Annotated in this window: 27 protein-coding genes; 11 read left to right on the top strand and 16 right to left on the bottom strand. The window is 63.3% G+C overall.

Going from position 1 to position 24,310, the window contains the following annotated elements:
- Positions 1-86: 86 nt before the first annotated feature.
- Positions 87-1,001, bottom strand: coding sequence for an N-acetyl-gamma-glutamyl-phosphate reductase (gene argC, locus MMG94_RS01950; protein ID WP_016919290.1), 915 nt, complete (start codon positions 999-1,001; stop codon positions 87-89).
- Positions 1,002-1,078: 77 nt separating this feature from the next.
- The gene (locus MMG94_RS01955; RefSeq protein ID WP_154420081.1) at positions 1,079-2,875 is read right to left on the bottom strand and encodes a glycosyltransferase family 61 protein; all 1,797 of its coding nucleotides are present in this window, start codon (positions 2,873-2,875) and stop codon (positions 1,079-1,081) included.
- A gap of 175 nt (positions 2,876-3,050) precedes the next feature.
- Here MMG94_RS01955 and MMG94_RS01960 point away from each other — a divergent pair, with 175 nt between their 5' ends.
- On the top strand, positions 3,051-3,221 hold the full coding sequence (locus MMG94_RS01960) for a hypothetical protein (RefSeq protein WP_016919288.1): 171 nt from the start codon (positions 3,051-3,053) through the stop codon (positions 3,219-3,221).
- Positions 3,218-3,685: a flavodoxin family protein gene (locus MMG94_RS01965; RefSeq protein WP_016919287.1), complete on the top strand. Its 468-nt coding sequence runs from the start codon at positions 3,218-3,220 to the stop codon at positions 3,683-3,685. The genes MMG94_RS01960 and MMG94_RS01965 overlap by 4 nt, the downstream gene beginning before the upstream one ends.
- Positions 3,686-3,820: 135 nt before the next feature.
- On the opposite strand, the gene MMG94_RS01970 is transcribed toward MMG94_RS01965, so the two are convergent.
- Complete coding sequence (locus tag MMG94_RS01970) at positions 3,821-4,615, bottom strand: outer membrane protein (RefSeq protein WP_016919285.1); 795 nt, start codon at positions 4,613-4,615, stop codon at positions 3,821-3,823.
- Positions 4,616-4,974: 359 nt separating this feature from the next.
- Between MMG94_RS01970 and MMG94_RS01975 the strand changes: the two genes are divergently transcribed.
- Positions 4,975-6,309, top strand: coding sequence for a peptide MFS transporter (locus tag MMG94_RS01975; RefSeq protein WP_016919284.1), 1,335 nt, complete (start codon positions 4,975-4,977; stop codon positions 6,307-6,309).
- On the opposite strand, the gene MMG94_RS01980 is transcribed toward MMG94_RS01975, so the two are convergent.
- Complete coding sequence (locus MMG94_RS01980) at positions 6,302-6,658, bottom strand: DMT family protein (RefSeq protein WP_016919283.1); 357 nt, start codon at positions 6,656-6,658, stop codon at positions 6,302-6,304. The genes MMG94_RS01975 and MMG94_RS01980 overlap by 8 nt on opposite strands.
- Before the next feature lie 22 nt (positions 6,659-6,680).
- A complete protein-coding gene (locus MMG94_RS01985; RefSeq protein ID WP_016919282.1) occupies positions 6,681-7,154 on the bottom strand; it encodes a cupin domain-containing protein in 474 nt (157 codons plus the stop codon).
- 151 nt (positions 7,155-7,305) lie between these two features.
- Between MMG94_RS01985 and MMG94_RS01990 the strand changes: the two genes are divergently transcribed.
- Entirely contained in the window at positions 7,306-7,569 is a 264-nt protein-coding gene (locus MMG94_RS01990; RefSeq protein ID WP_016919281.1) for a hypothetical protein, read from the top strand.
- A 90-nt stretch (positions 7,570-7,659) separates the two neighbouring features.
- Here the strand turns inward: MMG94_RS01990 and MMG94_RS01995 are convergent, their stop codons facing one another.
- The 3 genes from MMG94_RS01995 to rplM all read right to left on the bottom strand — a co-directional run bounded on the left by MMG94_RS01995 (position 7,660) and on the right by rplM (position 9,030).
- On the bottom strand, positions 7,660-7,890 hold the full coding sequence (locus MMG94_RS01995) for a hypothetical protein (RefSeq protein WP_016919280.1): 231 nt from the start codon (positions 7,888-7,890) through the stop codon (positions 7,660-7,662).
- 184 nt (positions 7,891-8,074) lie between these two features.
- Positions 8,075-8,557, bottom strand: coding sequence for a 30S ribosomal protein S9 (gene rpsI / locus MMG94_RS02000; RefSeq protein ID WP_016919278.1), 483 nt, complete (start codon positions 8,555-8,557; stop codon positions 8,075-8,077).
- A 2-nt stretch (positions 8,558-8,559) separates the two neighbouring features.
- A complete protein-coding gene (rplM, locus tag MMG94_RS02005; protein ID WP_016919277.1) occupies positions 8,560-9,030 on the bottom strand; it encodes a 50S ribosomal protein L13 in 471 nt (156 codons plus the stop codon).
- 214 nt (positions 9,031-9,244) lie between these two features.
- Between rplM and MMG94_RS02010 the strand changes: the two genes are divergently transcribed.
- The 4 genes from MMG94_RS02010 to MMG94_RS02025 all read left to right on the top strand — a co-directional run bounded on the left by MMG94_RS02010 (position 9,245) and on the right by MMG94_RS02025 (position 13,450).
- Positions 9,245-9,655 (top strand): DUF5132 domain-containing protein, encoded by a 411-nt coding sequence (locus tag MMG94_RS02010; RefSeq protein ID WP_016919276.1) that lies wholly within the window; start codon positions 9,245-9,247, stop codon positions 9,653-9,655.
- Between the two features lie 227 nt (positions 9,656-9,882).
- The gene (locus MMG94_RS02015) at positions 9,883-10,407 is read left to right on the top strand and encodes a hypothetical protein (protein ID WP_154420079.1); all 525 of its coding nucleotides are present in this window, start codon (positions 9,883-9,885) and stop codon (positions 10,405-10,407) included.
- Positions 10,408-10,448: 41 nt separating this feature from the next.
- On the top strand, positions 10,449-12,584 hold the full coding sequence (locus MMG94_RS02020; RefSeq protein WP_016919274.1) for a heavy metal translocating P-type ATPase: 2,136 nt from the start codon (positions 10,449-10,451) through the stop codon (positions 12,582-12,584).
- Positions 12,581-13,450 (top strand): EcsC family protein, encoded by an 870-nt coding sequence (locus MMG94_RS02025; protein ID WP_016919273.1) that lies wholly within the window; start codon positions 12,581-12,583, stop codon positions 13,448-13,450. Before MMG94_RS02020 ends, MMG94_RS02025 begins: the two co-directional genes overlap by 4 nt.
- A 55-nt stretch (positions 13,451-13,505) precedes the next feature.
- Here MMG94_RS02025 and MMG94_RS02030 read toward each other — a convergent pair whose 3' ends face one another.
- The 3 genes from MMG94_RS02030 to MMG94_RS02040 all read right to left on the bottom strand — a co-directional run bounded on the left by MMG94_RS02030 (position 13,506) and on the right by MMG94_RS02040 (position 16,369).
- The gene (locus MMG94_RS02030; protein WP_016919272.1) at positions 13,506-14,798 is read right to left on the bottom strand and encodes an ammonium transporter; all 1,293 of its coding nucleotides are present in this window, start codon (positions 14,796-14,798) and stop codon (positions 13,506-13,508) included.
- Between the two features lie 140 nt (positions 14,799-14,938).
- Entirely contained in the window at positions 14,939-15,277 is a 339-nt protein-coding gene (locus MMG94_RS02035; protein ID WP_016919271.1) for a P-II family nitrogen regulator, read from the bottom strand.
- Positions 15,278-15,553: 276 nt separating this feature from the next.
- Entirely contained in the window at positions 15,554-16,369 is an 816-nt protein-coding gene (locus tag MMG94_RS02040; protein WP_244415268.1) for a tetratricopeptide repeat protein, read from the bottom strand.
- A 98-nt stretch (positions 16,370-16,467) separates the two neighbouring features.
- On the opposite strand from MMG94_RS02040, the gene MMG94_RS02045 reads away from it, so the two are divergent.
- Genes MMG94_RS02045 through MMG94_RS02055 form a run of 3 tightly spaced genes read left to right on the top strand, consistent with a single transcriptional unit; the run spans position 16,468 to position 19,188 of the window.
- A complete protein-coding gene (locus MMG94_RS02045) occupies positions 16,468-17,850 on the top strand; it encodes a leucyl aminopeptidase family protein (protein WP_154420312.1) in 1,383 nt (460 codons plus the stop codon).
- 4 nt (positions 17,851-17,854) lie between these two features.
- Positions 17,855-18,706, top strand: a complete 852-nt coding sequence (locus MMG94_RS02050; RefSeq protein ID WP_016919268.1) for a C40 family peptidase — start codon at positions 17,855-17,857, stop codon at positions 18,704-18,706.
- An 8-nt stretch (positions 18,707-18,714) separates the two neighbouring features.
- Entirely contained in the window at positions 18,715-19,188 is a 474-nt protein-coding gene (locus MMG94_RS02055) for a MaoC/PaaZ C-terminal domain-containing protein (RefSeq protein ID WP_016919267.1), read from the top strand.
- A 6-nt stretch (positions 19,189-19,194) separates the two neighbouring features.
- Here the strand turns inward: MMG94_RS02055 and MMG94_RS02060 are convergent, their stop codons facing one another.
- The 5 genes from MMG94_RS02060 to MMG94_RS02080 all read right to left on the bottom strand — a co-directional run bounded on the left by MMG94_RS02060 (position 19,195) and on the right by MMG94_RS02080 (position 24,199).
- Positions 19,195-20,001 (bottom strand): phosphorylase family protein, encoded by an 807-nt coding sequence (locus tag MMG94_RS02060; protein ID WP_016919266.1) that lies wholly within the window; start codon positions 19,999-20,001, stop codon positions 19,195-19,197.
- An 86-nt stretch (positions 20,002-20,087) separates the two neighbouring features.
- Positions 20,088-21,728 (bottom strand): ABC transporter ATP-binding protein, encoded by a 1,641-nt coding sequence (locus MMG94_RS02065; protein ID WP_016919265.1) that lies wholly within the window; start codon positions 21,726-21,728, stop codon positions 20,088-20,090.
- Positions 21,728-21,922: a hypothetical protein gene (locus tag MMG94_RS02070; protein ID WP_016919264.1), complete on the bottom strand. Its 195-nt coding sequence runs from the start codon at positions 21,920-21,922 to the stop codon at positions 21,728-21,730. The genes MMG94_RS02065 and MMG94_RS02070 overlap by 1 nt, the downstream gene beginning before the upstream one ends.
- The gene (locus MMG94_RS02075; protein ID WP_016919263.1) at positions 21,919-23,085 is read right to left on the bottom strand and encodes an ABC transporter permease; all 1,167 of its coding nucleotides are present in this window, start codon (positions 23,083-23,085) and stop codon (positions 21,919-21,921) included. The genes MMG94_RS02070 and MMG94_RS02075 overlap by 4 nt, the downstream gene beginning before the upstream one ends.
- 1 nt (position 23,086) lies before the next feature.
- A complete protein-coding gene (locus MMG94_RS02080; protein WP_016919262.1) occupies positions 23,087-24,199 on the bottom strand; it encodes a microcin C ABC transporter permease YejB in 1,113 nt (370 codons plus the stop codon).
- Positions 24,200-24,310: the final 111 nt, after the last annotated feature.

Here is a 24,310-nt window from a genome sequence, read left to right on the forward strand (position 1 = left end):
CGGCGCCCGATTTTCGCTCAGCTCCCTCCGCCGCGGCGTGACGGCCGGGGCGGCGGGGGCGCCTCGTCGCATCGAAACGCCGTCGCTCACGCGCCCGTCATCAAATCCAGATTCTGCACGGCCGCCCCCGACGCGCCCTTGCCGAGATTGTCGAGCCGCGCGACCAGCACCGTGTGACGCTGCGCTTCATTGGCGAAGACGAAGATCTCCATATCGTCCGTGCCGTTCAGCGCGAGCGCGTCGAGGCGTCCGGTTTCGGGCGCCTCTACGACGCGCACATGCGGCGCGCCCGCGTAATGGCGGCGATAGGCGGCCTCGATGTCGGCGGCCTTCGGCTTGCCGGGCAGGGCGTCGAGCGCGAGCGGGATCGACACCAGCATGCCCTGCCGGAAATTGCCTACCGACGGGACAAAGAGCGGCCGCGCCGTCAATTTCGAATAGGCCATGATTTCGGGAATGTGCTTGTGTTCGAGTCCGAGCGCGTAGAGTTCGAAAGCGGGCGCTTCCCCCTTTTCGTACGCTTCGATCATCTGGCGCCCGCCGCCCGAATAGCCGGAGACGGCGTTGATCGTCAGCGGCTGGTCGGGCTGGATCAGGCCGGCGTCGACGAGCGGACGCAGCAGCGCAATCGAGCCCGTGGCGTAGCAGCCGACATTGGCGACGCGCTTCGCCGCGGCGACCGCCTCCGCCTGTCCGGCGCAAAGCTCGGGAAATCCATAGACCCAGCCAGGCGCGACGCGATGCGCGGTCGAGGCGTCGAGCAGCCGCGGGGCCGCGTCGCCAAGCGCGGCGCAGAGCGCGACCGTCTCCTTGGCGGCGGCGTCGGGCAGGCAGAGAATGGCGACGTCGACGGAGGCGAGGATTGCGCGCTTGGCCTCGACATCCTTGCGCTTCTCGAAGGGGATGGCGACGATCTCGATATCCGCGCGGGCCGCAAGACGCTCCCGGATTTCGAGCCCGGTCGTGCCGGCGTCGCCGTCGATGAAAACCTTGGTGGCCATGGAGTGAACCTCGCGAGGGACGCGCTCTTTTGGGCGGCTTGGATGATGGCTGCGTGACAACTTGTCAACACGTTCCATCACATGAGCGAGCGCGCCAGTGCGACGATTGACTCGACGGGCGCCTCGAATTCGAAATGATCGCCATGATAGGCGCGGCCCGGCGTCGCCGAAGCGTCGATCATCACCCTGTGCAGGCGATGTCCCGTAAGATGCGAGATATAGAGATATTCATTCGAGACATAGTTGCTCGTCGCGATTTCGACGACATTCGCGCCTTCCGGCATGAAGGGCGTGTTCCACAGCGCGGCGCCGAATTGTCCGATCGCGACTTTGGCGTTCGACATGAGCGCGATCTGCTCGCCGAGCGGCATTTCGTGCGGCCTAGCGACGTGAAATCCGGCGCGGCGCAAGGCTTCGGCGAGAGCCGTCTCATTCGTCATCCGACGCGCGGAGGGAAACCCCTGGCGGCTGAGAAACACATATTCCGGCCCCCCCGAAATCATGCGGGGCGCAAAGCGCCGTTTGACGAAGTCGAGAAACTCGGCGGCGCGCGCCGGCGGCTTGGTGTTGGCGAAGGTGCAGAGAGGCGACGGATATAGCAGGCGCTTGCCGCGCACATATCGCGCTTTCGTTTCGACGATCGCCTCGGGCGGCGCGCCCAGAGTGGCGAGGTCGCGCTTTTGGCGATCATCGAGCGGCGGGCAAAGCAGCTTCAGCCGGCCGTCGCGAACGGAGTCGAGCACGAGATAGACTGAAAATAGCGAGTTCATCAGCCAGTGGCCGTAATTGGCGCGGCTCGCCCAGCTCGTGCAAAGCATCAGCGCCGCGCCTGGCGGCGCCTCTTCCAGCAAGCTGGAGTCGCGCCGCCAGGCGTAGCGGTCTCCGAGCCGGAAGATATCCGGCGCGCGGCCTTCCGCTCCGGGCGAGAGGATTGTCGCGAAGGCGGAGTCGCCCCAGACCTTGCCGCCATCGAACGTCACGAGCCCGTTGACGACGTCGACGCAGGCGTCCTCGAAGGCGGCGATATAGAGCGGCGGCGCGGCCCAGGCGCATTGACCGAGCAGGCGAGAGAAATCCGGGCTGTCGCGCCCAAGCGAGGTCTCCAGCGAAAAGCTCGGCGTCGCATCGTGTTCTTCCGCTTGAGAGAGCGGCAGCAGGACGTAGGGAGCTTTTTGCGGCGTCGCAATTCGCTCGGCGGGTTCGAGTTCGCCGACAGGGGCATTCGAATTCGGGTCGCGCACGAAGCGCAGCGGGTAAACCAGCGACGCGGCGTTGCGCTTCCCGTAGCGGCGCTGTAGGCGGCCTTCCGCCTGCCCATGCGCGCGCCAATGCTTGCGTCCGGACGCCGCTCCGCCTTGCGCGACGGCGGCGGCGACGTCGGGATTGGCCGCGAGATAGCCGGCTTCGTCGAATGTCTCGTCCGTCGGCGTTTCGATCGCGCCGAGCGCCTGATCGAGCGCGCCCTCAATCTCGCGAAAGAGGAAATTCGCATTGAGAGCCTCGTCGACGCGCCGCTTCAGGTCGGGCGACCCGGATTGCGCGATGGCCTGCGACTTCTCGCGCAATCCCTTGTCGAAGGCCGCGGCGACGCGCCAATAATCCTCCGTGCTGAAGGCGCGGCGAAGAAAGCCGTTCAGCACGGGAACCGCGGCGATGTCGCGCGCTGCGCGCAGGCGCAACAGATTGAGAGCGAGAGCGGCGCGAGACAGGGATGCGAGCGACGAGGCGCCGAGCGCGTTTTCTTCCGGAGAGAAAGAAGGCGGCGGCGCCGAAATGCGCAGCATAATGCGACTGACCAATTCGTCGGGCGCGAGAACGGCCGGAAGCGTTTGCGGCTTTTTTCGAAATATGTCCGTCAAAGTGGGTCTGCGCATGCTGTCTCCCGGCCGCCGCAGGCTGGCGGACGCAGCATAGGTTAGGTTGCCGCTGATCAGAAAGCCCCAGTTTTCGACATTTGATCCAGGGCGCTGGCGCGGTTTTTGTTGCGCCATAAATCTTCGAGAAAGCGCGGTTTCCCGCGCATCTGCTCCCTGCGCATAGGAGGGCGTCATGGCCGTATTGGAAGCAGTGAGATATTACGGAGAAAAGCTCACGGATTCGCTTTATCAGCTCTCCGTCGCATCAGTCCTCGCCTTCAGCGGGGCGCTGCTCATGCTCGCCGTCGTCGCGGTCGCCGTGACGACGGGGGCGGTCGACGTGCCGGAGTTTCATCCCAAGTGACGCTTAAGCGCCTTCTCATCATATCGCATGCGCCGTCCGAAAATACGCGGCGCATGCGGGACGCGATGATCGAGGGGGCGCAGGCGCCGGAAATTGAGGGCGTGACCGTTTGCGCGCGCGCCGCTTTCGACGCGCAGTCCTCCGACGTGCTCGACGCCGCAGGCGTCCTTCTGCTGACGCCCGAAAATCTCGGCTATATGAGCGGCGCGCTGAAGGATTTCTTCGACCGCTGCTACTATCCTTGCCTCGACCGCACGGAGGGCCTGCCTTACGCCCTTTGCATCCGCGCGGGCAGCGACGGAACCGGGACGCGGCGCGGCGTCGAAACGATCGTCGCCGGCCTGCGCTGGCGCGCCATACAGGAGCCGCTGATCTGCCGTGGCGACTGGCGGGAAAACTTCCTCGCCTCCAGCCGCGAACTTGGAATGCTGATGGCTGCGGGACTCGATGCGGGCGTATTCTGACGCCGCCGCCCCAAGGGGAGAAAATTTCAGAAGAAATCCCTCATGCTCAGCGACGGCCAGGAAGCCGTCGCCAAGCAGAAGGGCGTTTCGATGACTGACTCGGTCATTGAGCCGGGCCGCGATCTGGCTTGAACGTCAATACTTCGCCAGCACCGGCGCTCCGCCGCTGAACAGGTTGAAGTGATAGTTCACGCCCGCGCGGACCGTGTGGAAGCGGGTGTGATTGTTGACGTTGTTGAGGCCGAAGCCGGGGTTGAACGCCCAGTTCTGGTTGTTGCCGGAAACGTCCGTGTAGAGATATTCGACCTTGGCGGACCAGTTCTGCATGAACAGCCATTCCGCGCCGCCGCCGACGGTCCAGCCCGTCTGAACGGCGCTGTTCTGGTTCCACCAGAAGTTACGCTGCACGTCGGCATAGGCGAAGCCGCCCGTGCCATAAAGCAGGATGCTCGAAAAGGACGGGAAGGTCAGGCCGAGACGGCCGCGAACCGTGCCGAACCAGTTGATGCGCGCAAGATTGCCGCCCCAGCCGCCGCCATTGTTGGAGCCAATGCTGGTTCCCTGGAAATCGGTCTCAACGCCGACGAGAAGCCATTGGCCGAATTGATAATTATAGCCGAGCTGGCCGCCGCCGACGACGCCGGCGGAGCCGCCGCCATTGGCGCCCCAGCCCCAACCCACGCCGGGGAAACCGCCCGGAACGGCGATGGCGCCCTGATTCAGCAGCGCCCAATTGTTCCAGACATTGGACGACGAGGCGTCCTGCCAGCCGCCGCCGATGTTCAAACCGCCATAGAAGCCGGTCCAGATCGGCGGCGGCGGGGGCGGCGGGGGAAGGACTGGCGCTTCCTTGCGAGAGGGGAGGTCGGCGGCGACCGCCGATCCGGCCGCGAGAAGCGACGCGGCGACGAGGAGAGAAAATTTCTTCATGTCATCTGCCCTTTTATTGAGAGCCCGCTGAAGTGCTTGGGACCAAGCTCTCGGGTGCAAATTTTTATTACCCTGATTTGCGCCGAAATAGCGCCGATAAGTGGAGTATCGGAAAAGTAACGTGCAGTGTGTTGTACGATTGCGACAAAAATACTATAGCTATGCCATTAAAATGGCGCGTATCTAGGTATAACTGCTTATTCTAAGATTTATAACTTCAGTGATAAGCTTGCGCTGGCTCGGGCAATGCCAAGCTTCATGCAGGCGAATCATTCCCCGAAACTGGCTTCAGCCTTGCCGCTATCCACAAAGGCTTCTACCTTCTTGACCGAGCGCCGCGAACCGGAAATCTCAGACGCATGATCAAGCCAGTCGGCTTTCTCGGCCATCCGCGCGGGCTCGCTTTCCTCTTCGGCTCGGAACTGTGGGAGCGATTTTCCTATTACGGCATGCGCGCGCTGCTCGTGCTCTATATGGTCGAGCATCTGCTGACGCCGGAGCGTTTGACCGGCGCGCTCGGCCTCGCGGAGCTGAAAAGGGCGCTGGAGGCTCTCTCCGGCCCGTTGCCGCCGCAACCTTTCGCGTCGCAGATCTACGGGCTCTATACCGGCCTCGTCTATCTTACGCCCGTTCTCGGCGGGGTCGTCGCCGATCGCCTGCTTGGCCGAACGCGCACCATCGCCATCGGGGCGGCGATGATGGTCGCCGGGCACTTCATGATGGCGGACGAACGCTTGTTTCTGGTCGCTCTGCTCCTCATCGCCTTCGGGTGCGGAGCTTTCAAGCCGAACGTCTCCACCCAAGTGGGCGAACTTTACGCGTCTGGCGACGGACGGCGCGACCGCGCCTATTCCATCTTTTATGTCGGCATCAATATCGGAGCCTTCCTCGCGCCGCTCGTTTGCGGCACGCTCGGCGAGAAATATGGCTGGCACTACGGTTTCGTCGCCGCCGGAATCGGCATGGGCGTCGGCCTCGCCACCTATCTTTCCGGGCGCGCTTTTCTGCCGCCCGACGCTCTCCCGCGAGGAGCCGCGGCGGCGGCGGCCGACCCGCGATTGAAGCGCGCGCTCTTTTGCATCGCTTTGCTCTTTCTCCCGTCGACGCTGTTCTGGGCCGCCTTTGAGCAGCAGGGCAATACGATCGCCCTTTGGGCGGCGACCTCGACGGATCGCGGCGTCGGGATTTCGGGATGGCGGGCCGAAATTCCAGTGACCTGGTTTCAGGCCTTCAATCCGCTGATGATCTTTCTCCTGACGCCGCCGCTCGTCGCCCTCTGGGCGCGGCTTGCAGCGCAGGGGCGCGAGCCCTCGACGCTGCGCAAGCTTTCGATCGGCTGCATCGGCGTCGCCATGAGCTACGGCGTGATGGCGCTCGCCGCCTATTGGAGCGCGGGCGCCAGGGCGAGCTGGCTATGGCTGCTCGCCTATTTCGTCGTCATCACGCTTGCGGAACTGCATTTCTCGCCGATCGCCCTTTCGCTCGTCTCCCGCCTCGCTCCGGAGGGCGCCCGCGCGGCGTTGATGGGCGCATGGTTCGGGTCGATGTTTCTCGGCAATCTCGCCGCCGGATGGCTCGGCGGCTTCTGGTCGAGCATGCCGACCCAGCAGTTTTTTCTGCTGATGGCGGCGCTCGGAATTGTCGGCGCTGCAATCCTTGAAGCGGCGAGACGTCCGCTCGCCTTTCTCACTTAGTCTCGAAAACGAAAAACGCCCCGGCGGCGATCAGGCTGAAGCCAAGCATCGTCCGCCAGGTCGGCGCTTCGCCGAGGACAAGAAATGAGAAGACGGTGAATATCACCAGGGTGACGACTTCCTGAATCGTCTTCAGTTGCGCGGCGGAATAGACGCCGTAGCCGATGCGGTTCGCGGGGACGGCCAGGCAATATTCGAAGAGCGCGATGATCCAGCCCATCATGATCGCTTGCGGCAGCGAGAGGCGCGGGAACTTCAGATGCCCGTACCAGGCGGCGGTCATGAAGAAGTTGGACACGCAGAGCAGAATGATCGGCGCGACCGCGGGCGAACGTAGGAAGGCGAGCATCGGCTCCACTCTTTGGCCGTTTCTACTTTTTCGGCAGCAGGATCACATGCTCCTGCTCGTCGCCGTCATTGCGGGCGACAATGGCGATCGCCGGCTCCGTCTTGCTGAGATTGGTCGGCTGATGCGGCACGTCGGCGGGGATATAAATGAAATCGCCGGCGACGTTGACGACGCTCTTTTCGAGATGCTCGCCATATTTTGTCTCGACCGAGCCTTGCAGCAAATAGATCGCCGACTCGTAGCCTTTATGGACATGCGCCTGCGCCGAAGCGCCGGGCGGGATGACGACCTTCAGCAGGGAGAGGTTCTTGGCTCCGGCGTTCTTGTTCGAAACGCCGGGGAAGAAGGGCAGCGACTGCTTTGAGGTCGAGGCGTCCGGCACGCGCACGGTGACGACGTCCTTGCCATTCTTCTCGCCGATAATCTGGGGGTCGCCGGCAAGAGCCGGCGTCGCGGCCGCGAGGATGGCGAGGACGTTGACGACGTAGGCGCGCATGCCGGGCTCCTTCTTGAAACCAACCTGGGACGATCGGGAATCTAGCGCATGCAACAGGCGTAACCAGAGCCGTCATCAAACGGTCGTGAAATCGCCAATACACAAGCCCCGGGTCAGCGCGGCGCTCATCGCCGCCGGGGGAGGGAATTTGATGAAATACGCTATGACGATGTTTTGCGCCATCCTGTTCAGCGGCGCGATGGCCTGCGTCCCGGCGAAGGCCCACCATACCGGAGAAACGGGCGACGTCGTCCGCGAAGGCGGTCATCACCGCAACCCGCAACATCGCCAGATGAAGAGCCATATCGTGCGCGAAGGCGGATATGGTCACCATTACCATCACCCCAAGCCGTATCACGGCCCGCATTGGGGTAAGCATCACCATCACGGCGTGCATCTCGAAGGCGGCCACTAAAAAGTCCCGCGAGCTTGAGCTTGCGGTAGAGATTGCCTCGACCAGCTCGGGCGACCGATTGCGGTCGCCCGAGCTGGCGTGCGGCGGAATTCAATTTTGAATATCCTGATGCGTGAGCATATGGCGCAGCAGATAGCCGACGGAATAGGAAAAAGCCGCGCCAAACAGGCCGAGGAAGGTCGAGCTGACATATTTGGCCTCCATCCCCTCCGTGAACATCCGCATGATCGACGCGCCGATGAGCAGGATGAAGGGCAGGGCGATGAGGACTCCGATCCAATAGAGAATCGTCGCGACCTTCTTCGACATTTCCGGGCTCATATTCCCCCTCCTTTGAATTGCTTTTTCGAAATTTCGAAATGGATGCGCATGCGGGGAATTGCCAGATCGAGCGGGCGGTCCGGCCGGATATCCTTGGCGATTGGCGAAATCCGGCGGCGTCCATGAAAGAAAAAGCCGGGCGCAGGGCCCGGCTTTCGACGTGAAAATTCCGCGAAGACGCCGATCAGCGCTTCGAGAACTGGAAGCTGCGGCGAGCTTTGCGCTTGCCATATTTCTTGCGCTCGACCACGCGGCTGTCGCGGGTGAGGAAGCCTTCCTTCTTGAGCGGGGAGCGCAGCTCCGGCTCGTAATGGGTCAGGGCCTTGGCGAGGCCGTGGCGCACGGCGCCGGCCTGACCGGAGAGGCCGCCGCCGGCGACCGACACCATGACGTCGTACTGGCCGACGCGCTTGGTGACGCCCAGCGGCTGCTGAAGGATCATGCGCAGCACGGGGCGCGCGAAATAAACCTCGATGTCGCGGCCGTTGACGGTGATCTTGCCGGAGCCCGGCTTGATCCACACGCGGGCGACGGCGTTCTTGCGCTTGCCGGTGGCGTAGGCGCGGCCATACTTATCGAGCTTCTGCTCATATTTCGGCGCGTCGATCGCGGCGGCGACAGCGGCCTGATTGAGGTCGGCGAGCGAGGAAAGGGTAGTCTCGGCCATGATCAGGCGCTCCGGACGTTCTTGGCGTTCATGGCGGCGACGTTGAGAGTCACCGGGCTCTGCGCTTCGTGCGGATGCTCCGCGCCCTTATAGACGCGCAGATTGCCGAACTGCTGGCGGCCGAGCGGACCGCGCGGCAGCATGCGCTGCACGGCCTTTTCGAGGACGCGCTCCGGGAAGCGGCCGTCGAGGATGAACTTGGCCGAACGCTCCTTGATGCCGCCCGGGAAGCCGGTGTGATAGTGATAGACCTTCTGGTCGCGCTTGCGGCCGGTCAGCACCACCTTGTCGGCGTTGATGACGATGATGTTGTCGCCATCGTCCATATGAGGCGTGAAGGTCGCCTTGTGCTTGCCGCGCAGGCGCAGCGCGATGATCGTGGCGAGGCGGCCGACGACGAGCCCGGAGGCGTCGATCAGCACCCATTTCTTTTCGATATCGGCGGGCTTCGCCGAATAGGTTTTGCCGTACATGTCGGGAATTTCCGTTTGCGGGATGGGCGGTGGATAGGGTGAAAGCCGCCCTGTGTCAACGATAAATTTGAGTGTGACGCATATCCATCTGTTTATAAATGATTTTCATTAAATGGTGCGATAATACCGCATGGATTCCCGTCTGGCCGACGGTCGTTACAAACGTGTCGCACGGCGAAGCTACGGTCATCCGGTCATTTAAGGAGCTAACCATATGAGCGGCGCGGAGCATCGCAGCGATTCCCAAGGGCAGGAGCACGACCACGAGATCGAGGCTCATGCGGACCACGGCGACGAAGAGTTTACTCTGGACGACGAGGACAAGACCCTCCTCGGCACCGTCGCGACCGTTGGCGCCGTCGGCGTCGGCGTGGCTCTGTTCGAAGCGGCCTTGCTTCCTGGCGTCGTCCTCGGCGTTGCGGCCATGGCCGCGCCGAAAGTGCTCCCGCGCTTTGGCGCCGCTCTAACGCCGCTGTTCAAAACCACGGTGCGCGGCGTCTACAAGCTTGGCCAGAAGACCAAGGAAGTCGTCGCGGAGACCCAGGAGCAGTTCCAGGACATTGTCGCCGAGGTCGATTCCGAAGGGAAGGGGAAGGCGGCGCAGCAGCCGACGCCTAAAGCCTGATGTCGGCGCTCAATGGGTCTGAGACGGGCAAGGCGTCCCTCGCGGCTGCCCGCCCGGGAGCGGCGGAAGCGGGGGCCCCGCAAGGCGCAGAAGCGCAAACAGGCCCGCATGTGGTTGCGAATGACGCGGCGGACGCCGGAGAAGCGACTGGCCACAAGCACAAAAGCAAGAAGAAAAGACATAAGCATAAGCTCCACGTCGCCCATCACACGCCGGGACGCGTGCGCATGAAGATTCCGTCCGCCAAGGGCGATCTTGAGGCATTGCGTCAGATGGGAGAGGCCTTCGGCGTCCTGCCGGGGGTTGAGCGCGTCACCATCAACGCGGACACTGGCAGCATCGTTCTCCACTATGACCATGAAGACGACCGATTCCACGACCATCTTCATCGCAGCGTTCACGGCGTAAACGGGTCCCGCCCGCCAGAGACCGAACTGGATCAACTCGTCCATAAAATAGAGGATGAAGCGAAGTTCCTCGCGGAGCATTCGCATACGGCGCGGTTGATCGTGGGACTGTTTTCGGATCTCGACCGCGAGATAAGGAAATCGACGAACAACAACGCGGATTTGAAGCTCGCGCTCGCCGCCAGCGTCGTCGGCGTCACCGTTCTCGAGATTGGCATGACGGCGGCGACGCCGGTTTGGCTCACGCTGAGCGTATTCACCTTGAATCATTTCGTCGAGCTGCACCAGCCGCGCCGCCAGCCGGCTTCGGCGCGCGCGCCGATGGCGTTCAAAAAGGCCCGCTGACTCCCCAGCGCGGGCGCGCCTCGAATCTTCAGGTGCCAGTAATGCAAATCGAGATCCGCCATCACATGCCCGGCCGCGTGCGTGTGCGCATCCCCTCATTGCGTCGCGATCGCGCGCTTTCCGAGGGGGTTCTCGCTTGGGTGCGGGGCAAGAAAGGCGTTCGCAGCGCGCGGATCAATTATGACTGCGCAAGTCTTGTCGTCGAATATGAGCGCGCGCAGGAGCCGGTCTTCCGTCTGGCGCTCGGTCAACTGCGGCTCATGACGCTCGAAGGCCTGCGCGCATTGACGGCGGGCGACGGCGCTGGCGACATCGGCCGTCATGAGGCGAAAGAGCTTCTCGCCAGGCAGCAGGTCGAGTCGAGACGCTTCCCATTGCTGGCGCCGACGATCTCGCTCGCGCTGGCTTTCGCGCCCCATCCCGCGGTCCGGCTCGTCAACGGGCCGCTGATGTTGTGGAACGCCTATCCGATTGCGCTGCGCGCCTATAAGGTCTGGCGCAACGAGGGTCGCCTCAACGTCGATTTCCTCGATGCTCTCGCGATCGGCGCTTCGCTCATTCAGGGCAATTATGTCGCGGGCGCGCTCATAACCTGGCTAATCAAGCTTGGCGACTGGATTCGCGATCTCACTGCGGCGGGCTCAAAGCGCGCGATCGGCGATCTCCTCGATTTCCGTGGGAAAACCGCATGGATCCTGCGGGACGGCTCCGTCGTTTCGGTTTCGTCCGAGGACATTTGCGTCGGAGACGAAGTGGTCGTTTACCCCGGCGAAATGATCCCGGTCGACGGAGAGATCATCGACGGCGCCGCCCTGATCGATCAGAAGACAATCACGGGCGAAGGATTGCCGGTGACGCGCGGAATCGGAGAGGCGGCCTTCGCCGCGACCGTCATCCGCGAAGGACAGATCACTATCAGGGCCCAGAGCGTCGGCGGGGACACCACGGCGGGGCAGATTGTGCGGCTGATCGACAGCGCGCCAGTGGGCGACACCCGCATGCAAAATCACGCCGAGCGTCTGGCCGACCGTCTTGTCGTCCCGACGCTCGGCGTCGCCATGGGGGCTTCGGCGCTCTCCGGCGACTTCTCTCGCTTCCTGTCGCTGGTCATCGTCGATTACGGCACGGGCATCCGCGTCGCCGCGCCGACCGCCGTGCTGTCGTCGATGACGCGCGCGGCGCGCGAGGGAATCATCATCAAGAGCGGGCGCCATATGGAGAAGCTCGCTGAAGTCGACACGGTCGTTTTCGACAAGACTGGAACGCTGACGCGCGGCAATCCCGAAGTGATCGACATTATCGGATACCAGCGGCACATTCCCGGCGATCGCCTCCTGGGTCTCGCCGCGGCGGCGGAAAGCCGGTTGCAACATCCGGTGGCGGAAGCGCTGCGCCGAAAGGCCGCCGCCCTCGACGTGACGATCCCGCCATGCGACGAAATGAAATTCTCGGTTGGCCTCGGCGTCGAGGGGCAGATTGAAGGGCATTATCTGCATGTCGGCAATGAACGATTCATGCGCGAGAGCGGAATACGCACTGACGCGGCGGCGGGCGACCGCGCCGGCATCGATGAGCAGGGATATTCCTGCCTGTATGTCGCAATGGACGGTCAGCTCGCCGGCCTCGCGCCTTACGCTGATGAGATTCGCAAGGAAAGCAGCGAAGTTATTTCGCGCTTGCATTCCATGGGCGTCAAAAACACGGTGTTGCTCACCGGGGACAACGCCGTTGTCGCCAAGGCCGTGGGACGCCGCCTGGGGCTGACGCGCCAATACGCCAATATGCTGCCGACCGACAAGGCGGACGTGATTCAGGAGCTGCAACGCGACGGCCGCATCGTGGCGATGGTCGGCGACGGCATCAACGATTCGCCTGCTCTGAGCTTCGCCGACGTCGGCGTCGCGATGAAGCACGGCGCCGAAGTGACCCATGAGTCCGCCGACGTCGTCCTCATGGAGGATTCGCTCTACAAGCTCGTCGAAGCTTTTGAGATATCGCGGGGCGCCGTAAGCCTTATCAAGCAGAATTACGGAATCGTCGTCGTCATGAACACTTTGGCTCTCGGCCTCGCCTTGCCGGGCGGGCTGATCAGCCCTTCCGTGACCGCGGTGCTCAGCAACGGCTCGGCGATCCTTGCGAGCCTCAACGCGGTGCGCCCGATCCTGCGCTATCGATGAGCCTGATCGACCCGCGCTCGACGCCGCTCACGGCGGAGCATCGTAAGATGCTGGCGCGCGCGGTCGCGATGCTGGAACGCGAGTCGCTGGCGCAACAGCTTTCCGATTATGCGAGCCAGCCGATCACCCAGGCGTTGCAGAAGATGCCCAAGCCGTTCAGCGCCAGCGTCAATCGCGCAGCGCAAAAGGCTGTTTTGCGCTGCTTGACCATCGCCCTGAACTCGCTCGAGCCGAAAGCCATCGGCCCGCCCCGCGCCAGGAGCGCCGTCATGCTGGCGGCCGCCAGCGGCGGCGTCGGCGGTTTGTTCGGCGCTGCGAGCCTCGCAATAGAGCTTCCGGTCACGACGATCCTGATGCTGCGCTCGATCGCCGAGATCGCGCGCCATTCGGGAGAGGATCTGACGACGCTCGAGGCGCGCCTCGCCTGCGTCGAGGTCTTCGCGCTCAGCGCGCAGCCGGGCAAAAACCGGACCGACTTGAGCTATTACGCGTCGCGCGCAGTGCTGAACCGCCTCTCGCGCGACATGGCGGGTTTCGTCGTGGAGAGCGGCGTCGCGGGGGCCGCGACATCCGCCGGCGGCCGCTTTGTAACGGAAATCGCCGCGCGGCTCGGCGTGGCGATTTCGGAGCGCGCGGCGGCGAGCGCCGTGCCGATCCTCGGCGCGCTGGGCGGCGCGACGGTGAATGTGATTTTCATGAATCATTATCAAAAAATAGCGCGCAGTCATTTTCTGGTGCGACGCCTGGAGCGACTTTACGGCGCTGACGTCGTGCGCCGCGAATATATGATTCTGTCAAAAGCGCTCGAGGCGTCTCGAACGGCGGAGCAAGGCGCGCGCATTCGTCCTTCGCGCGCGGAGAACTAAAAGACTCTCCCTCCGGTCTTCCGGAAAGGGGGGCCCGCCGCCGGCGAGGAGCCGCCTATTGGTGCAGCGCCTCGCCATGCAGCGCGATGTCCAGACCCTCGCGCTCGTCGTCGCCGGCGACGCGCAGGCTCGTGAACGCGGACACGATCTTCAGCGAGATCAGCGTCCCGACCGCGCACCAGACGATCGTCACGCCGACGCCGATCGCCTGCACGACGAACTGATGCATGTCGCCCTCCAGCAGGCCCGCGACGCCGGGGTCGCCCCCGGAGGCGGTGATTGTCCGCGTTGCGAAGACGCCCGCGAGCAGCGTGCCCATGATGCCGCCGACGCCATGGACGCCGAAGACGTCGAGCGTGTCGTCATAATGGAGCTTGTGCTTTGCGACCGTGCACATCCAATAGCAGACCACGCCCGCGATCAGGCCGATGACGACGCCATGCCAGGGCAGGATGTAGCCGGAGGCCGGCGTGATGGTTCCGAGGCCCGCGACCGCGCCGGAGATGACGCCGAGCACGGAGGGCTTGCCGCGTTCGAGCCATTCCAGTCCGCTCCACACGATCGCGCCCGAGCAGGCGGCGAGATGCGTCGCCACAATGGCGAAGACCGCGCGCGAATTGGCGCCGAGCGCCGAGCCGCCATTGAAGCCGAACCAGCCGACCCAGAGGAGTCCCGTGCCGACGACGGCGAGCGAGAGGTCGAAGGGCGAAAGATTCTCGCGGCCGAAGCCGACGCGATTGCCCATGACCAGGGCGCAAACCAGCCCCGCAACGCCCGCGTTGATATGCACCACCGTGCCGCCGGCGAAGTCGAGCAGGCCCATTTTTTGGAGGAAGCCGCCGCCCCACACCCAATGAGCCGAAGGCGCATAGACGATGAAGAGCCAGACGACGCAGAAGAGGATGAAGGCGGAGAATTTCATGCGCTCGGCGACCGAACCGCCGATCAGCGCGCAGGTGATGATCGAGAAGGTCATCTGATAGGCCATGAAGAGGATTTCGGGAATGGTCTTGGCGAGCGGGCTCACCGTGTCGATCCCGACGCCCGTGAGCATCATGCGCGCCGCGTCTCCGATAAAGGCGCCGTCGCCCGAAAATGTCAGGCTGTAGACGATCGCGATCCAGAGCAGCGACACGACCGCCGTCGCGATGAGGCTCTGCGCCATCGTGGCGAGCACGTTCTTCTTGCGCACCATGCCGCTGTAGAAAAGCGCGAGGCCGGGCAGCGTCATCATCAGCACCAGCGCCGTCGCGACGATCACGAAGGCGGTGTCCGCGCCGTCGATCCTGGGCGCATCCTGCGCGAGCGCAGGGGTGGCGAGAAGGGCGCAGGCGAGCGCCGCGAACATCTTTCGCATGAGAGGCCGTTCCGGTTTTATGTGGATTGTCTTGTGGCGGCGTCGCGGGGCGCATCGACCTCGTCGCGAGGAGCGAAGCAATCCGGCAAAGCGTCGAGGCTCTGGGGTCGCTTCGCTTCAATGATGGGGCGTTACAACGCCTCGTTGTCCGTCTCGCCGGTGCGGATACGGACCGCGCGGTCGAGCGGCGTCACGAAGATCTTGCCGTCGCCAATATGGCCGGTATGGGCCGCCCTGCGGATCAATTCCACGGCGCGTTCGACGAATTCGTCGGAGACCGCGATCTCGATCTTCACCTTGGGCAAAAAGGCGACGACATATTCGGCGCCTCGATAGATTTCCGTATGGCCCTTCTGGCGACCGTAACCCCTGACTTCCGTAGCGGTCATTCCATGGACCTCGAGCGTCATGAGCGCATCGCGCACTTCGTCGAGCTTGAACGGTTTGATGATGGCGGTGATGATCTTCATTTAGGCAGCTATGCTTTGTGCTAGGGCAGTGTGGGGGTTTCGTTTGCAACGCCCATGCCAAGCTGCGCAATATCTATACGAAACGACCTTTATAAGGGCGCCAGCTGTCTTATTGGTCGCCAATCGGGCGCCTGACGCCTAAAAAACTTACAAACTGTCCAAAGAAAGGGCGAGACGTCTTCGTTGTCGCGCCATGCGCCGCCGCGCAAGGGGCCCTCGGCCGCCGAGCGGCGCCTCGCTTCGGTTGTCGGAGAGTCGGCCTATGGTGCGGAAAGCTTAGCGAGAAGCGCTGCGCTTCGCCGGCGTCGTTTGAATGTCGCGCCAGGTGTCCGACTGCGAGATCATCTGGCGGATGGAGGCGACGTTCTGCGCGGCGTCGATCGGCGCGAGATCGCGGCGGGACCATTCCTCCGCCTCGGGGAATTTGCCCTGCAAGGCGAGCACGAGCGCCAAATTCTGGCGCACGCGCATATCGGCGGTCGGCTGGTTCGCAGCGAGGCGAAGCGTCTCTTCCGCGCGCGGCAGGTTCTTGGCGAGCGCGTATGAGAGGCCGAGATTCGAGAGCACCGTGGGCTCGTTGGGGCGGATTTTGAGCGCCTGCTCATAATAGCCGCGTGCGGCGTCGTGGTCGCCGAGGCGGTCGGCGAGCGAGCCCTGCGTCGAGAGAATCGACCAATCCGGGCGCTCGGGCGTATGCGCCTTGCGCAGCACCTCCGCGGCCTGCATCACGTTGCCGCCATCGGCCAGCGCCTTGCCATAGGCGCCGAGGACCTTCATATCCTCGGGATAACTGATCGCGAGTCCCTGCAGCACGGCGACCGCCTGCTGATTCTGGTCGAGCGCTTGCAAAGCTTTGGCGTAGGTCAGAGCGGTGGCCTTGTCCTTCGGGTTGCGGTCATAGCGCTGGCCCCAATCCTCGGCGAAGCGGCGCAACTGGCCTTCATCCGTCGGCAAGGCCGTCGAAGAACCGCCGAACGAAGCGGTAAAATCGGTTATTGCGGGTTTGCTGTTGCAGCCCGAAAGGCCCGTCAGCACGGTCAACGCAATCGCGAGGAGGGGCTGTTTGGGGAGGGAAGGGAGCGCCCTGGTCACAGCGAATCTGTTCCGATCTGGGTGAAATGACTTCAGAGCCGAGCAATAAAGCGTTAACCCTAATGGATGCTTAACAAAGGCTAAAAGCGCCGATGACGATGAAGCTCGAGGATTGGTCCGCGGAGGCGACTGCGATTGATTTCGTGGATAAGGGCCGTTGGCCGCAGGTGAAGGAAAGTCTGCCCGCGGTCGCGGCCGCTCTCGCCGAGGCCACTGGCTTCGAGGGCAAGCCGGGCAGCCAGCTTATCGTCCCGGCGCTCGACGGCGCCCCGCCGCGCGTCTTTTTCGGCGTCGAAGAGCCCGACGCCAAGAAACGCGACCGTTTTCTCGCCGGGAAACTGGCGTCCTTGCCGCCGGGGCTCTATCGCTTCGGCGACGGCGTCGCGGATCCCACGACGTCGGCGCTCGCTTTCCTGCTCGCGAGCTACTCCTTCTCCCGCTACGCCGCGCCAAAGAGTGAGAAGCCCCGTCTTTGCGCGCCGCAGGAAATAGATCGCGCCCGCGTCGAGCGCATCGCCGCCGCCGTCGCCCTGGGGCGCGATCTCGTCAACACGCCGGCGAATGATATGGGGCCGGAGGCTTTGGCCGAAGCGGCTCTGGCGCTCGCCGCGAAACATGGCGCGCAGTCGCGCGTGATTGTCGGCGACGCCCTGCTCGCCGAGAATTTCCCGCTGATTCACGCCGTTGGCCGCGCCTCCGCGCAGGCGCCCCGGCTCGTGGAGTTCACGCACGGCCCCGAGGACGGGCTGAAGGTGACGTTGGTCGGCAAGGGCGTCTGCTACGACACGGGCGGTCTCGATATCAAACCGTCCTCCGCCATGGCGCTCATGAAGAAGGATATGGGCGGCGCGGCGACGACTCTCGCGCTCGCCGCCATGCTGATGGATGGCCGCGTTCCCGTGCGGCTGCGCGTATTGCTGCCGATCGTCGAAAATTCGATTTCGTCGAACGCGTTCCGCACCGGCGACATTTATCGCAGCCGTAAGGGGTTGACGGTCGAGATCGGCAATACCGATGCGGAAGGGCGCCTGATCCTCGCCGACGCGCTTGCCTATGCGAGCGAGGATCAGCCCGATCTCCTGTTCAACTTCGCGACGCTGACCGGCGCCGCGCGCGTGGCGCTCGGGCCGGAGTTGCCGCCCTTTTTTACGGGCGATGACGCGCTCGCCGAGGAGATCGCCGCGCATGGCCGCGCCGTGAACGATCCCGTCTGGCGCCTGCCGCTCTGGGACAATTACGACAACGGGCTCGACGGCAAGATTTCCGATCTCGTCAGCGTCACGAGCGGCGGTTTTTCGGGCTCCATCGTCGCCGCGCTCTTTCTGCGCCGGTTCGTGAGCGATCCGACGCGCTGGGCGCATTTCGACGTCTATTGCTGGAACCCCTCGACCAGGCCTGGGCGGCCCGAGGGCGGCGAGGTGCAGAGCGCGCGTCTGCTTTATCAACTCATCGAAGATCGCGCGCTGCGCGGGAAGGCTTAAAAGATTGAGCGAGACATTCGACCGGCGGCTCACGCCCGCGCGGCCCGACCTTGCGGCCGCTTATCTGAAAGGCCGCGTCGCGGCCGATCAATATGTCGAAGGCGCGGTGATGGAGGTGAAAGACGGCGTGATCGACATGCGTCGCGAACCCCGTCCCGATTGCCCGATCGACACGCAGGCTCTCTATGGCGAGCGCGTGACGGTCTATGACGAGATCGAAGGCTGGGCCTGGTCGCAACTCGGCCGCGACGGCTATGTCGGCTGGATTGCGGCCAACGCCCTGTGGAGCGAATTGCGTTCGCCGACGCATCGCGTCTGCGTGCCGCGCACTTTCGTCTATCCCGCGGCGAGCATCAAACAGCCGCCCCTGCTTGCGCTGCCGCTCAGCGCGGAAGTGGAGATCGTCGAGGAGCGCGACAACTTCTTCGTCATGCGCGATCTCGGTTTTGTCTGGCGCCCCCATCTCGCGCCGCTCGACAAGCCGGCGAGCGACTTCGTCGCCGTCGCCGAGACGCTGATCGGCGCGCCTTATTTATGGGGCGGCAAATCCTGGATCGGCGTCGATTGTTCCGGGCTGGTGCAGATTTCGCTGGCTTCGACTGGCGCCGAGGCGCCGCGCGACAGCGACATGCAGGAGGCGCAACTCGGCCGGCGCGTCGAGCTGAGCGCCCCGCTTCAGCGAGGCGATCTGATCTTCTGGAAAGGTCATGTGGGAATCATGCGCGACGCAACCACGCTGCTGCACGCAAACGGCGCGCATATGCTCGTCTCCAGCGAGCCGCTGGAGCTCGTTCGGGCGCGCAATTTGTCGGCGGGCGCGGGCGACATCACCTCGGTGAAGCGCTTGGAAGGCTGAACGGCGCGATGTCGAGGACCGTCTATTTCGAAGACCTTCACACAGGCCTGCGTTTCAAGTCGGAGCCATTCGACATGACCGAAGAGGGCCTGATCCGCTTTTCGCGCGACAACGACCCTCAGTTTTTTCACGTCGACCCGGAGGCCGCGAAAGAAAGCATTTTCGGCGGCCTGATCGCGAGCGGATGGCAAACTGGCGCCCTGACGCTGCGCGCCTTGTTGGAAGGCTGCGGCATGACATTCGCTGGCGGCGTCGTCGGCATGGACGCGCATCTTTCCTGGAAGCGTCCGGTGCGGCCGGGAGATCGCCTGCACATCGAGGGCGAGATCACGAAACTGCGCGCTTCGCGCTCACAACCGGATCGCGGCTTCGTCACTTTCAAAGCGGCGACGTTGAACGGCGCAGGCGAAATCGTGCAGACGATCGAGGCGACGATGCTCGCCTTCCGCGATCCGGCGCGCGAGGCGAACCGCGAGCGTTGATCGGACTCAGCGTATTTTGACGAAGGACCGCAGAAGCCGTTTCGTGGCGACGATGCCCGCGACGGCGGAGCCGCGCGTCAAATCGGCGCTCGGATTGCCGTTTGAAAAGCCGGCGCCGAAATCGGTGACGACGGCGATGCCCGAGAAAAGCAGGCCGTAACGACGCGCAAGGATGGCTTCGGGGATGATCGTCCAGCCGAGAATGTCGGCGCCAAGTTGCCGCGCAACCTTTGCTTCTGCCGGCGTCTCGAAGCTCGGGCCGGAGAACCACATCATCACGCCTTCGTGAACCGCGACGCCAGCCGTCGCAGCGGCGGTTTTGATGCGTCGCAGAAGCCGTTTGTCATAGGCCTCGTTCATGTTGATCATCGCCTTGCCGCCGGCCGGCGCGCCGATGAGGGGGTTGAGGCCCGTAAAATTGATGTGATCCGTCACGAGGACGATGCTGCTCGGCACGAGATCCGCTTGCACGGAGAGAACGAGGCCGGTGCACAGGACATAGCGAACGCCGAGCAGGGTGAGAGTCTCGAGCGCCGAGGCCATCAGGCTCGGGTCGCCCGTTTCATGGAACGTCGAACTTCCCTTGAGGATGACCGTGGGCAAACCGTCGATCATCGAAACGATGAGCTCGCCGTCCTCCACGCCCGATCCGACCGGGAAACCCGGCAATTCGGCATATGGGATCGTCGCGACGCGTTCACCGAGATCGGCGACGCCGAAAAACACTCTGCCGAGAATGAATGCCGTATCGATCGCGCCGATCTCGCAACGCGACTGGATGATAGCGGCTGCTTCCTCGGCGGGCGTTGTCATTTCATCCTCTGAAGATCGGGCGAATCATGCTGGGAAATTTCCCAAACCTTGCAGCCACTATAGCTGCGATCAAGCGTGCATAATGTCTAAACCATTTTGCCGACACGCGAATTTTCTTCAGTCAATTCTGATTGATTCCGAAAAGCGGCGGCAAAAAGCGCTTTCGTATAGTCATTTTCAGGCTGAGAGAAAACTTTTGCCGCAGGGCCAGTCTCTACTACTTTTCCGTGCCGCATGACAATAAGCTCGCCCGCCAAGGCTTTGACCACGCGTAAGTCGTGGCTAATGAAGAGATAAGCCAAAGCGCGCCGCCGCTGGAGGTCGCGCAGCAGGTCGATGATCTGCGCCTGCACCGACATGTCGAGCGCCGATGTCGGCTCGTCCAGCACGACGAATTTCGGTTCGAGCACCATTGCGCGGGCGATGGCGATGCGCTGACGCTGGCCGCCCGAGAATTCATGCGGATAGCGATCCATCGTCGCCGGATCGAGCCCCGTCTCCTTCAATGCGCGCGCGACGATCTCGCGCTGCTCGTCGAGACCGAGTTCCGGACGCTGTACGGTGAGGCCTTCGGCGACGATCTCGGCCACGGACATTCGCGGCGAAAGCGAACCATAGGGGTCCTGAAACACAATTTGCATGTCGCGCCGAAGCGGACGCATCTGAGCGACGCTCTTGCCGTCGATGCGCGAACCGAGAAAGACGATGGGGCCGTCCGAACGGATCATGCGCAACATGGCGAGGGCGAGCGTCGTCTTGCCCGAGCCGGATTCCCCGACGACGCCGACCGTCCCGCCGGCGCGGACGGTGACGCTGACGCCATCGACGGCTTTGATATAGTCGACGGTGCGTCGCATGAAGCCGCGCTTGATGGGGAACCACACGCGAAGATCGTCCGCCGAAATGACGACAGGCGCATCCGCCTCCTCGACGACGGGCGCGCCCTTGGGCTCAGCGGTGAGAAGCGCCTTCGTATAGGGGTGGCTCGGCGCGGTGAAGACGGTCTGCACTTCTCCGCTCTCCACCACGCGTCCCTTCTGCATCACGCAGACAGTGTCGGCGAAACGGCGCACGAGATTGAGGTCATGCGTGATGAACAGGATTGCCATGCCGTAGGTCTGCTGGAGCCGCTCCAGCAGCGCGATAATTTGCGCCTGCACGGTGACGTCGAGCGCCGTAGTCGGCTCGTCGGCGATCAGCAAATCGGGCTTGTTGGCGAGCGACATGGCGATCATGACGCGCTGACGCTGGCCGCCGGAGAGCTGGTGCGGATAGGCGCCGAGACGCGCCTCCGGGTTCGGTATGCCGACTTCGGTGAGGAGTTCGACAACGCGCTTGCGCGTCGCCTCCTGGCCGCGCATGCCGTGAAGCTCGAGGATCTCCGCGATCTGCCGCTCGATCGTGTGCAACGGATTGAGGGAGGTCATGGGCTCCTGAAAGACCATGGTGATGCGCGCGCCGCGAATGGCGCGCAGCTCGCTCTCGCTCACCTTCAACATGTCCTGGCCGCCAAAGAGCGCCTGGCCAGTCGCTATGGCGCCCGGCGGCAGCAGGCGGACGATCGAGAGCGCGCTGATCGATTTGCCGGAGCCGGATTCGCCGACGAGGGCGAGCGTCTTGCCGCGCTCGACGGAGAAGGAAACGCGATCGACGGCGACGGTCTCCCGCCCGCCCTGCAGGAAGGAGACGGAAAGGTCGCGGACGTCGAGGAGGGGGGAGGAGGTCATTATCCCTCTCGATCATTCGATTTCGTGGCCGGGACGGAGCCCGGCCTTTCCGGCGCCGTCGCGGAAGCGCCTTCCTTCCGTTCGATCGTGATCATGACCAATGAATTCAAGGGGATGCCTTCGCGCAGATCTTCCGGCGGCCTCGCCGCCGGATAGTGCTTGTAAACGATGCGCCTGGTTCGTGCGTTCGTCACCGGAAATTCTTTCTCGGATCGAAGGCGTCGCGCACGGCCTCGCCGATGAAGACGAGCAGCGACAGCATGAGCGCGATGATGGCGAAGCCGGCGAGGCCCAGCCAGGGAGCCTGGAGATTGGATTTGCCCTGAAGAAGCAGTTCGCCGAGCGAGGGCGAGCCGGGCGGCAGGCCGAAGCCCAGAAAGTCCAGGGCGGTCAGGGTCGTGATCGACGAGTTCAGGATAAAGGGCAGGAAAGTCAGGGTCGCCACCGTCGCATTGGGCAGCAAATGCTTCCAGATGATGCGGAAATTGGTGAGGCCCAGGGCGCGGGCCGCGTTGACGTATTCGAAGTTGCGCGCGCGCAGGAACTCCGCGCGCACGACGTGAACGAGCGACACCCAGGAGAAGAGCAGCAGGATGCCGAGTAGCACGAAGAAGCCGGGCGTCAGGAATGACGAGATGATGATGAGCAGGTAAAGCTGCGGGAGAGACGACCAGACTTCGATGAAGCGCTGAAAGACAAGGTCGACCCGCCCGCCGAAATAGCCCTGTATCGCGCCTGCGGCGACGCCGACGATGGAGGAGACGGTCGCGAGGATGAGGCCGAACAGCACCGATATGCGAAATCCATAGAGCAGGCGCGCGACGACGTCGCGGCCCTGATCGTCCGTGCCGAGCCAGTTATACTCCAGCGCCGCGCAGCCGCGATTGGACTCGCCGGGACGCAGCCCCTTGGCGGCGGCGATCGCGCATTGCTTCTGCGTCAGCATCCAGGTGGGCGGCGAGGGCGCGGGTGTCGGCAGTTCGAGATTATGAGTATCGTAGGAATAGCGGATAGGCGGCCAGAGCATCCAGCCATGCGCCGCGATCTCGTTCGCGATCACCGGATCGCGATAGTCGGTGCGGGCGAGGAAGCCGCCGAATTTCTCTTCCGGATATGTCACGAAGACCGGAAAGAGAAGCTGGCCCTTGTACCAGGCGAGGATCGGCTTGTCGTTCGCCAGTATGTTGGACAGGAGCGACATGACGAAGAGGGTCATGAAGATCCAGAAGGACCAGTAGCCGCGTTTGTTCGCTTTGAAATTGGCGAGGCGTCGCTGGTCGAGGGGCGAAAGGCGCAGCAGTCCGTCGCGGATAACGGGCGGCGCCAGACGCGTCTCGCTGTCGGTCGTTGCGCTCATGTCAGACCTCGCGCGTCTCGAAATCGATCCGCGGATCGATCCATGTGTATGTGAGGTCGGAGATCAAATTCACCACCAGGCCCAAAAGCGCGAAAATATAGAGATTCGCGAAGACCACCGGATAATCGCGATTGACGATGCTCTCGAAAGAGAGATAGCCGAGGCCGTCCAGCGAGAAAATGGTCTCGATCAGCACCGATCCGGTCAGGAAGGCGTGGACGAAGGCGCCTGGAAAGCCGGCGATGACGATGAGCATCGCATTTCGGAAGACATGGCCGTAGAGAACGCGGTTCTCGGTAAGCCCCTTCATCCGCGCCGTCTGCACATATTGCTTGCGGATTTCGTCCAGGAAGGAATTCTTTGTCAGGAAGGTCTGTGTTGCGAAGGCGCCGAGCGTCATGGCGCTCACCGGCAGCACGATGTGCCAAAGATAGTCCTTCATTTTGCCGAACAGCGTGAGTCGGTCGAAATCGTCCGAGGTCAGGCCGCGAAGCGGGAAGATCTGCCAGAAGGAGCCGCCGGCGAAGAGCACGATCAGCAGCATCGCGAAGAGGAAGCTTGGAATCGCATAGCCGACGATGATGAGATTAGACGTCCATGTGTCGAATCTCGTTCCGTCGCGCACGGCCTTTGCGATGCCGAGGGGGATGGAAATCGAATAGGAGAGCAGCGTCATCCATAGGCCGAGCGACATGGAGACGGGAAGTTTTTCGCCGATGAGCTTGATGACGCTTTCGTCGCGGAAATAGCTGCGGCCAAAATCGAACATCGCGTAATTCTTCACCATCAGAAGAAAACGCTCCCACGCCGGCTTGTCGAAACCGAACTGCTTTTCGAGCTCCGCAATGAATTTCGGATCGAGGCCCTGGGCGCCGCGATATTTGGAGGCGCTCTCCGCCGCCATCGGACCCGCCTGCGAGGCGCCGCCCTGGCCGACATCGCCGCCGCCGCCCGAAAAACGTCCGGTCGCGCCGACGTCGAAGCCCTGAAGCTGAGCGATGATGCGTTCGACAGGGCCGCCCGGCGCGAACTGCACGATGACGAAGGAGATGAGCATGATGCCGAGGATCGTCGGAATCATCAGCAGCACGCGGCGTGCGATATAGGCGCCCATTCACTCCTCTCCAGACATCATTCCTGGCGGTCCGAAGGTCGGACCGGGAATCCAGGGGCGGCGACCGCGGCCTTTGCGATGGCGCTGGATTTCCGCTTTTGCGGGAATGAC

Origin of the sequence: Methylocystis parvus OBBP (assembly GCF_027571405.1) — a bacterium.
In the GTDB taxonomy this organism is placed as follows: Bacteria; Pseudomonadota; Alphaproteobacteria; order Rhizobiales; family Beijerinckiaceae; genus Methylocystis; species Methylocystis parva.

Coding starts and splice junctions, on each gene's coding strand:
- MMG94_RS02030 (WP_016919272.1), bottom strand. CDS start 14,798: ATGTTCGCGGCGCTCGCCTGCGCCCTTCTCGCCACCCCTGCGCTCGCG.
- MMG94_RS02025 (WP_016919273.1), top strand. CDS start 12,581: ATGAGCCTGATCGACCCGCGCTCGACGCCGCTCACGGCGGAGCATCGT.
- MMG94_RS01970 (WP_016919285.1), bottom strand. CDS start 4,615: ATGAAGAAATTTTCTCTCCTCGTCGCCGCGTCGCTTCTCGCGGCCGGA.
- MMG94_RS02060 (WP_016919266.1), bottom strand. CDS start 20,001: ATGACAACGCCCGCCGAGGAAGCAGCCGCTATCATCCAGTCGCGTTGC.
- MMG94_RS02015 (WP_154420079.1), top strand. CDS start 9,883: ATGAAGATTCCGTCCGCCAAGGGCGATCTTGAGGCATTGCGTCAGATG.
- MMG94_RS02065 (WP_016919265.1), bottom strand. CDS start 21,728: ATGACCTCCTCCCCCCTCCTCGACGTCCGCGACCTTTCCGTCTCCTTC.
- argC (WP_016919290.1), bottom strand. CDS start 1,001: ATGGCCACCAAGGTTTTCATCGACGGCGACGCCGGCACGACCGGGCTC.
- rpsI (WP_016919278.1), bottom strand. CDS start 8,557: ATGGCCGAGACTACCCTTTCCTCGCTCGCCGACCTCAATCAGGCCGCT.
- MMG94_RS02010 (WP_016919276.1), top strand. CDS start 9,245: ATGAGCGGCGCGGAGCATCGCAGCGATTCCCAAGGGCAGGAGCACGAC.
- MMG94_RS01960 (WP_016919288.1), top strand. CDS start 3,051: ATGGCCGTATTGGAAGCAGTGAGATATTACGGAGAAAAGCTCACGGAT.
- MMG94_RS01985 (WP_016919282.1), bottom strand. CDS start 7,154: ATGCGCGCCTACGTCGTCAACGTCCTCGCCATCCTCGCGGCCGCGACG.
- MMG94_RS01955 (WP_154420081.1), bottom strand. CDS start 2,875: ATGCGCAGACCCACTTTGACGGACATATTTCGAAAAAAGCCGCAAACG.
- MMG94_RS01995 (WP_016919280.1), bottom strand. CDS start 7,890: ATGAGCCCGGAAATGTCGAAGAAGGTCGCGACGATTCTCTATTGGATC.
- MMG94_RS02075 (WP_016919263.1), bottom strand. CDS start 23,085: ATGAGCGCAACGACCGACAGCGAGACGCGTCTGGCGCCGCCCGTTATC.
- MMG94_RS01990 (WP_016919281.1), top strand. CDS start 7,306: ATGAAATACGCTATGACGATGTTTTGCGCCATCCTGTTCAGCGGCGCG.
- MMG94_RS02035 (WP_016919271.1), bottom strand. CDS start 15,277: ATGAAGATCATCACCGCCATCATCAAACCGTTCAAGCTCGACGAAGTG.
- MMG94_RS01975 (WP_016919284.1), top strand. CDS start 4,975: ATGATCAAGCCAGTCGGCTTTCTCGGCCATCCGCGCGGGCTCGCTTTC.
- MMG94_RS02080 (WP_016919262.1), bottom strand. CDS start 24,199: ATGGGCGCCTATATCGCACGCCGCGTGCTGCTGATGATTCCGACGATC.
- MMG94_RS02020 (WP_016919274.1), top strand. CDS start 10,449: ATGCAAATCGAGATCCGCCATCACATGCCCGGCCGCGTGCGTGTGCGC.
- MMG94_RS02055 (WP_016919267.1), top strand. CDS start 18,715: ATGTCGAGGACCGTCTATTTCGAAGACCTTCACACAGGCCTGCGTTTC.
- MMG94_RS01980 (WP_016919283.1), bottom strand. CDS start 6,658: ATGCTCGCCTTCCTACGTTCGCCCGCGGTCGCGCCGATCATTCTGCTC.
- rplM (WP_016919277.1), bottom strand. CDS start 9,030: ATGTACGGCAAAACCTATTCGGCGAAGCCCGCCGATATCGAAAAGAAA.
- MMG94_RS02045 (WP_154420312.1), top strand. CDS start 16,468: ATGAAGCTCGAGGATTGGTCCGCGGAGGCGACTGCGATTGATTTCGTG.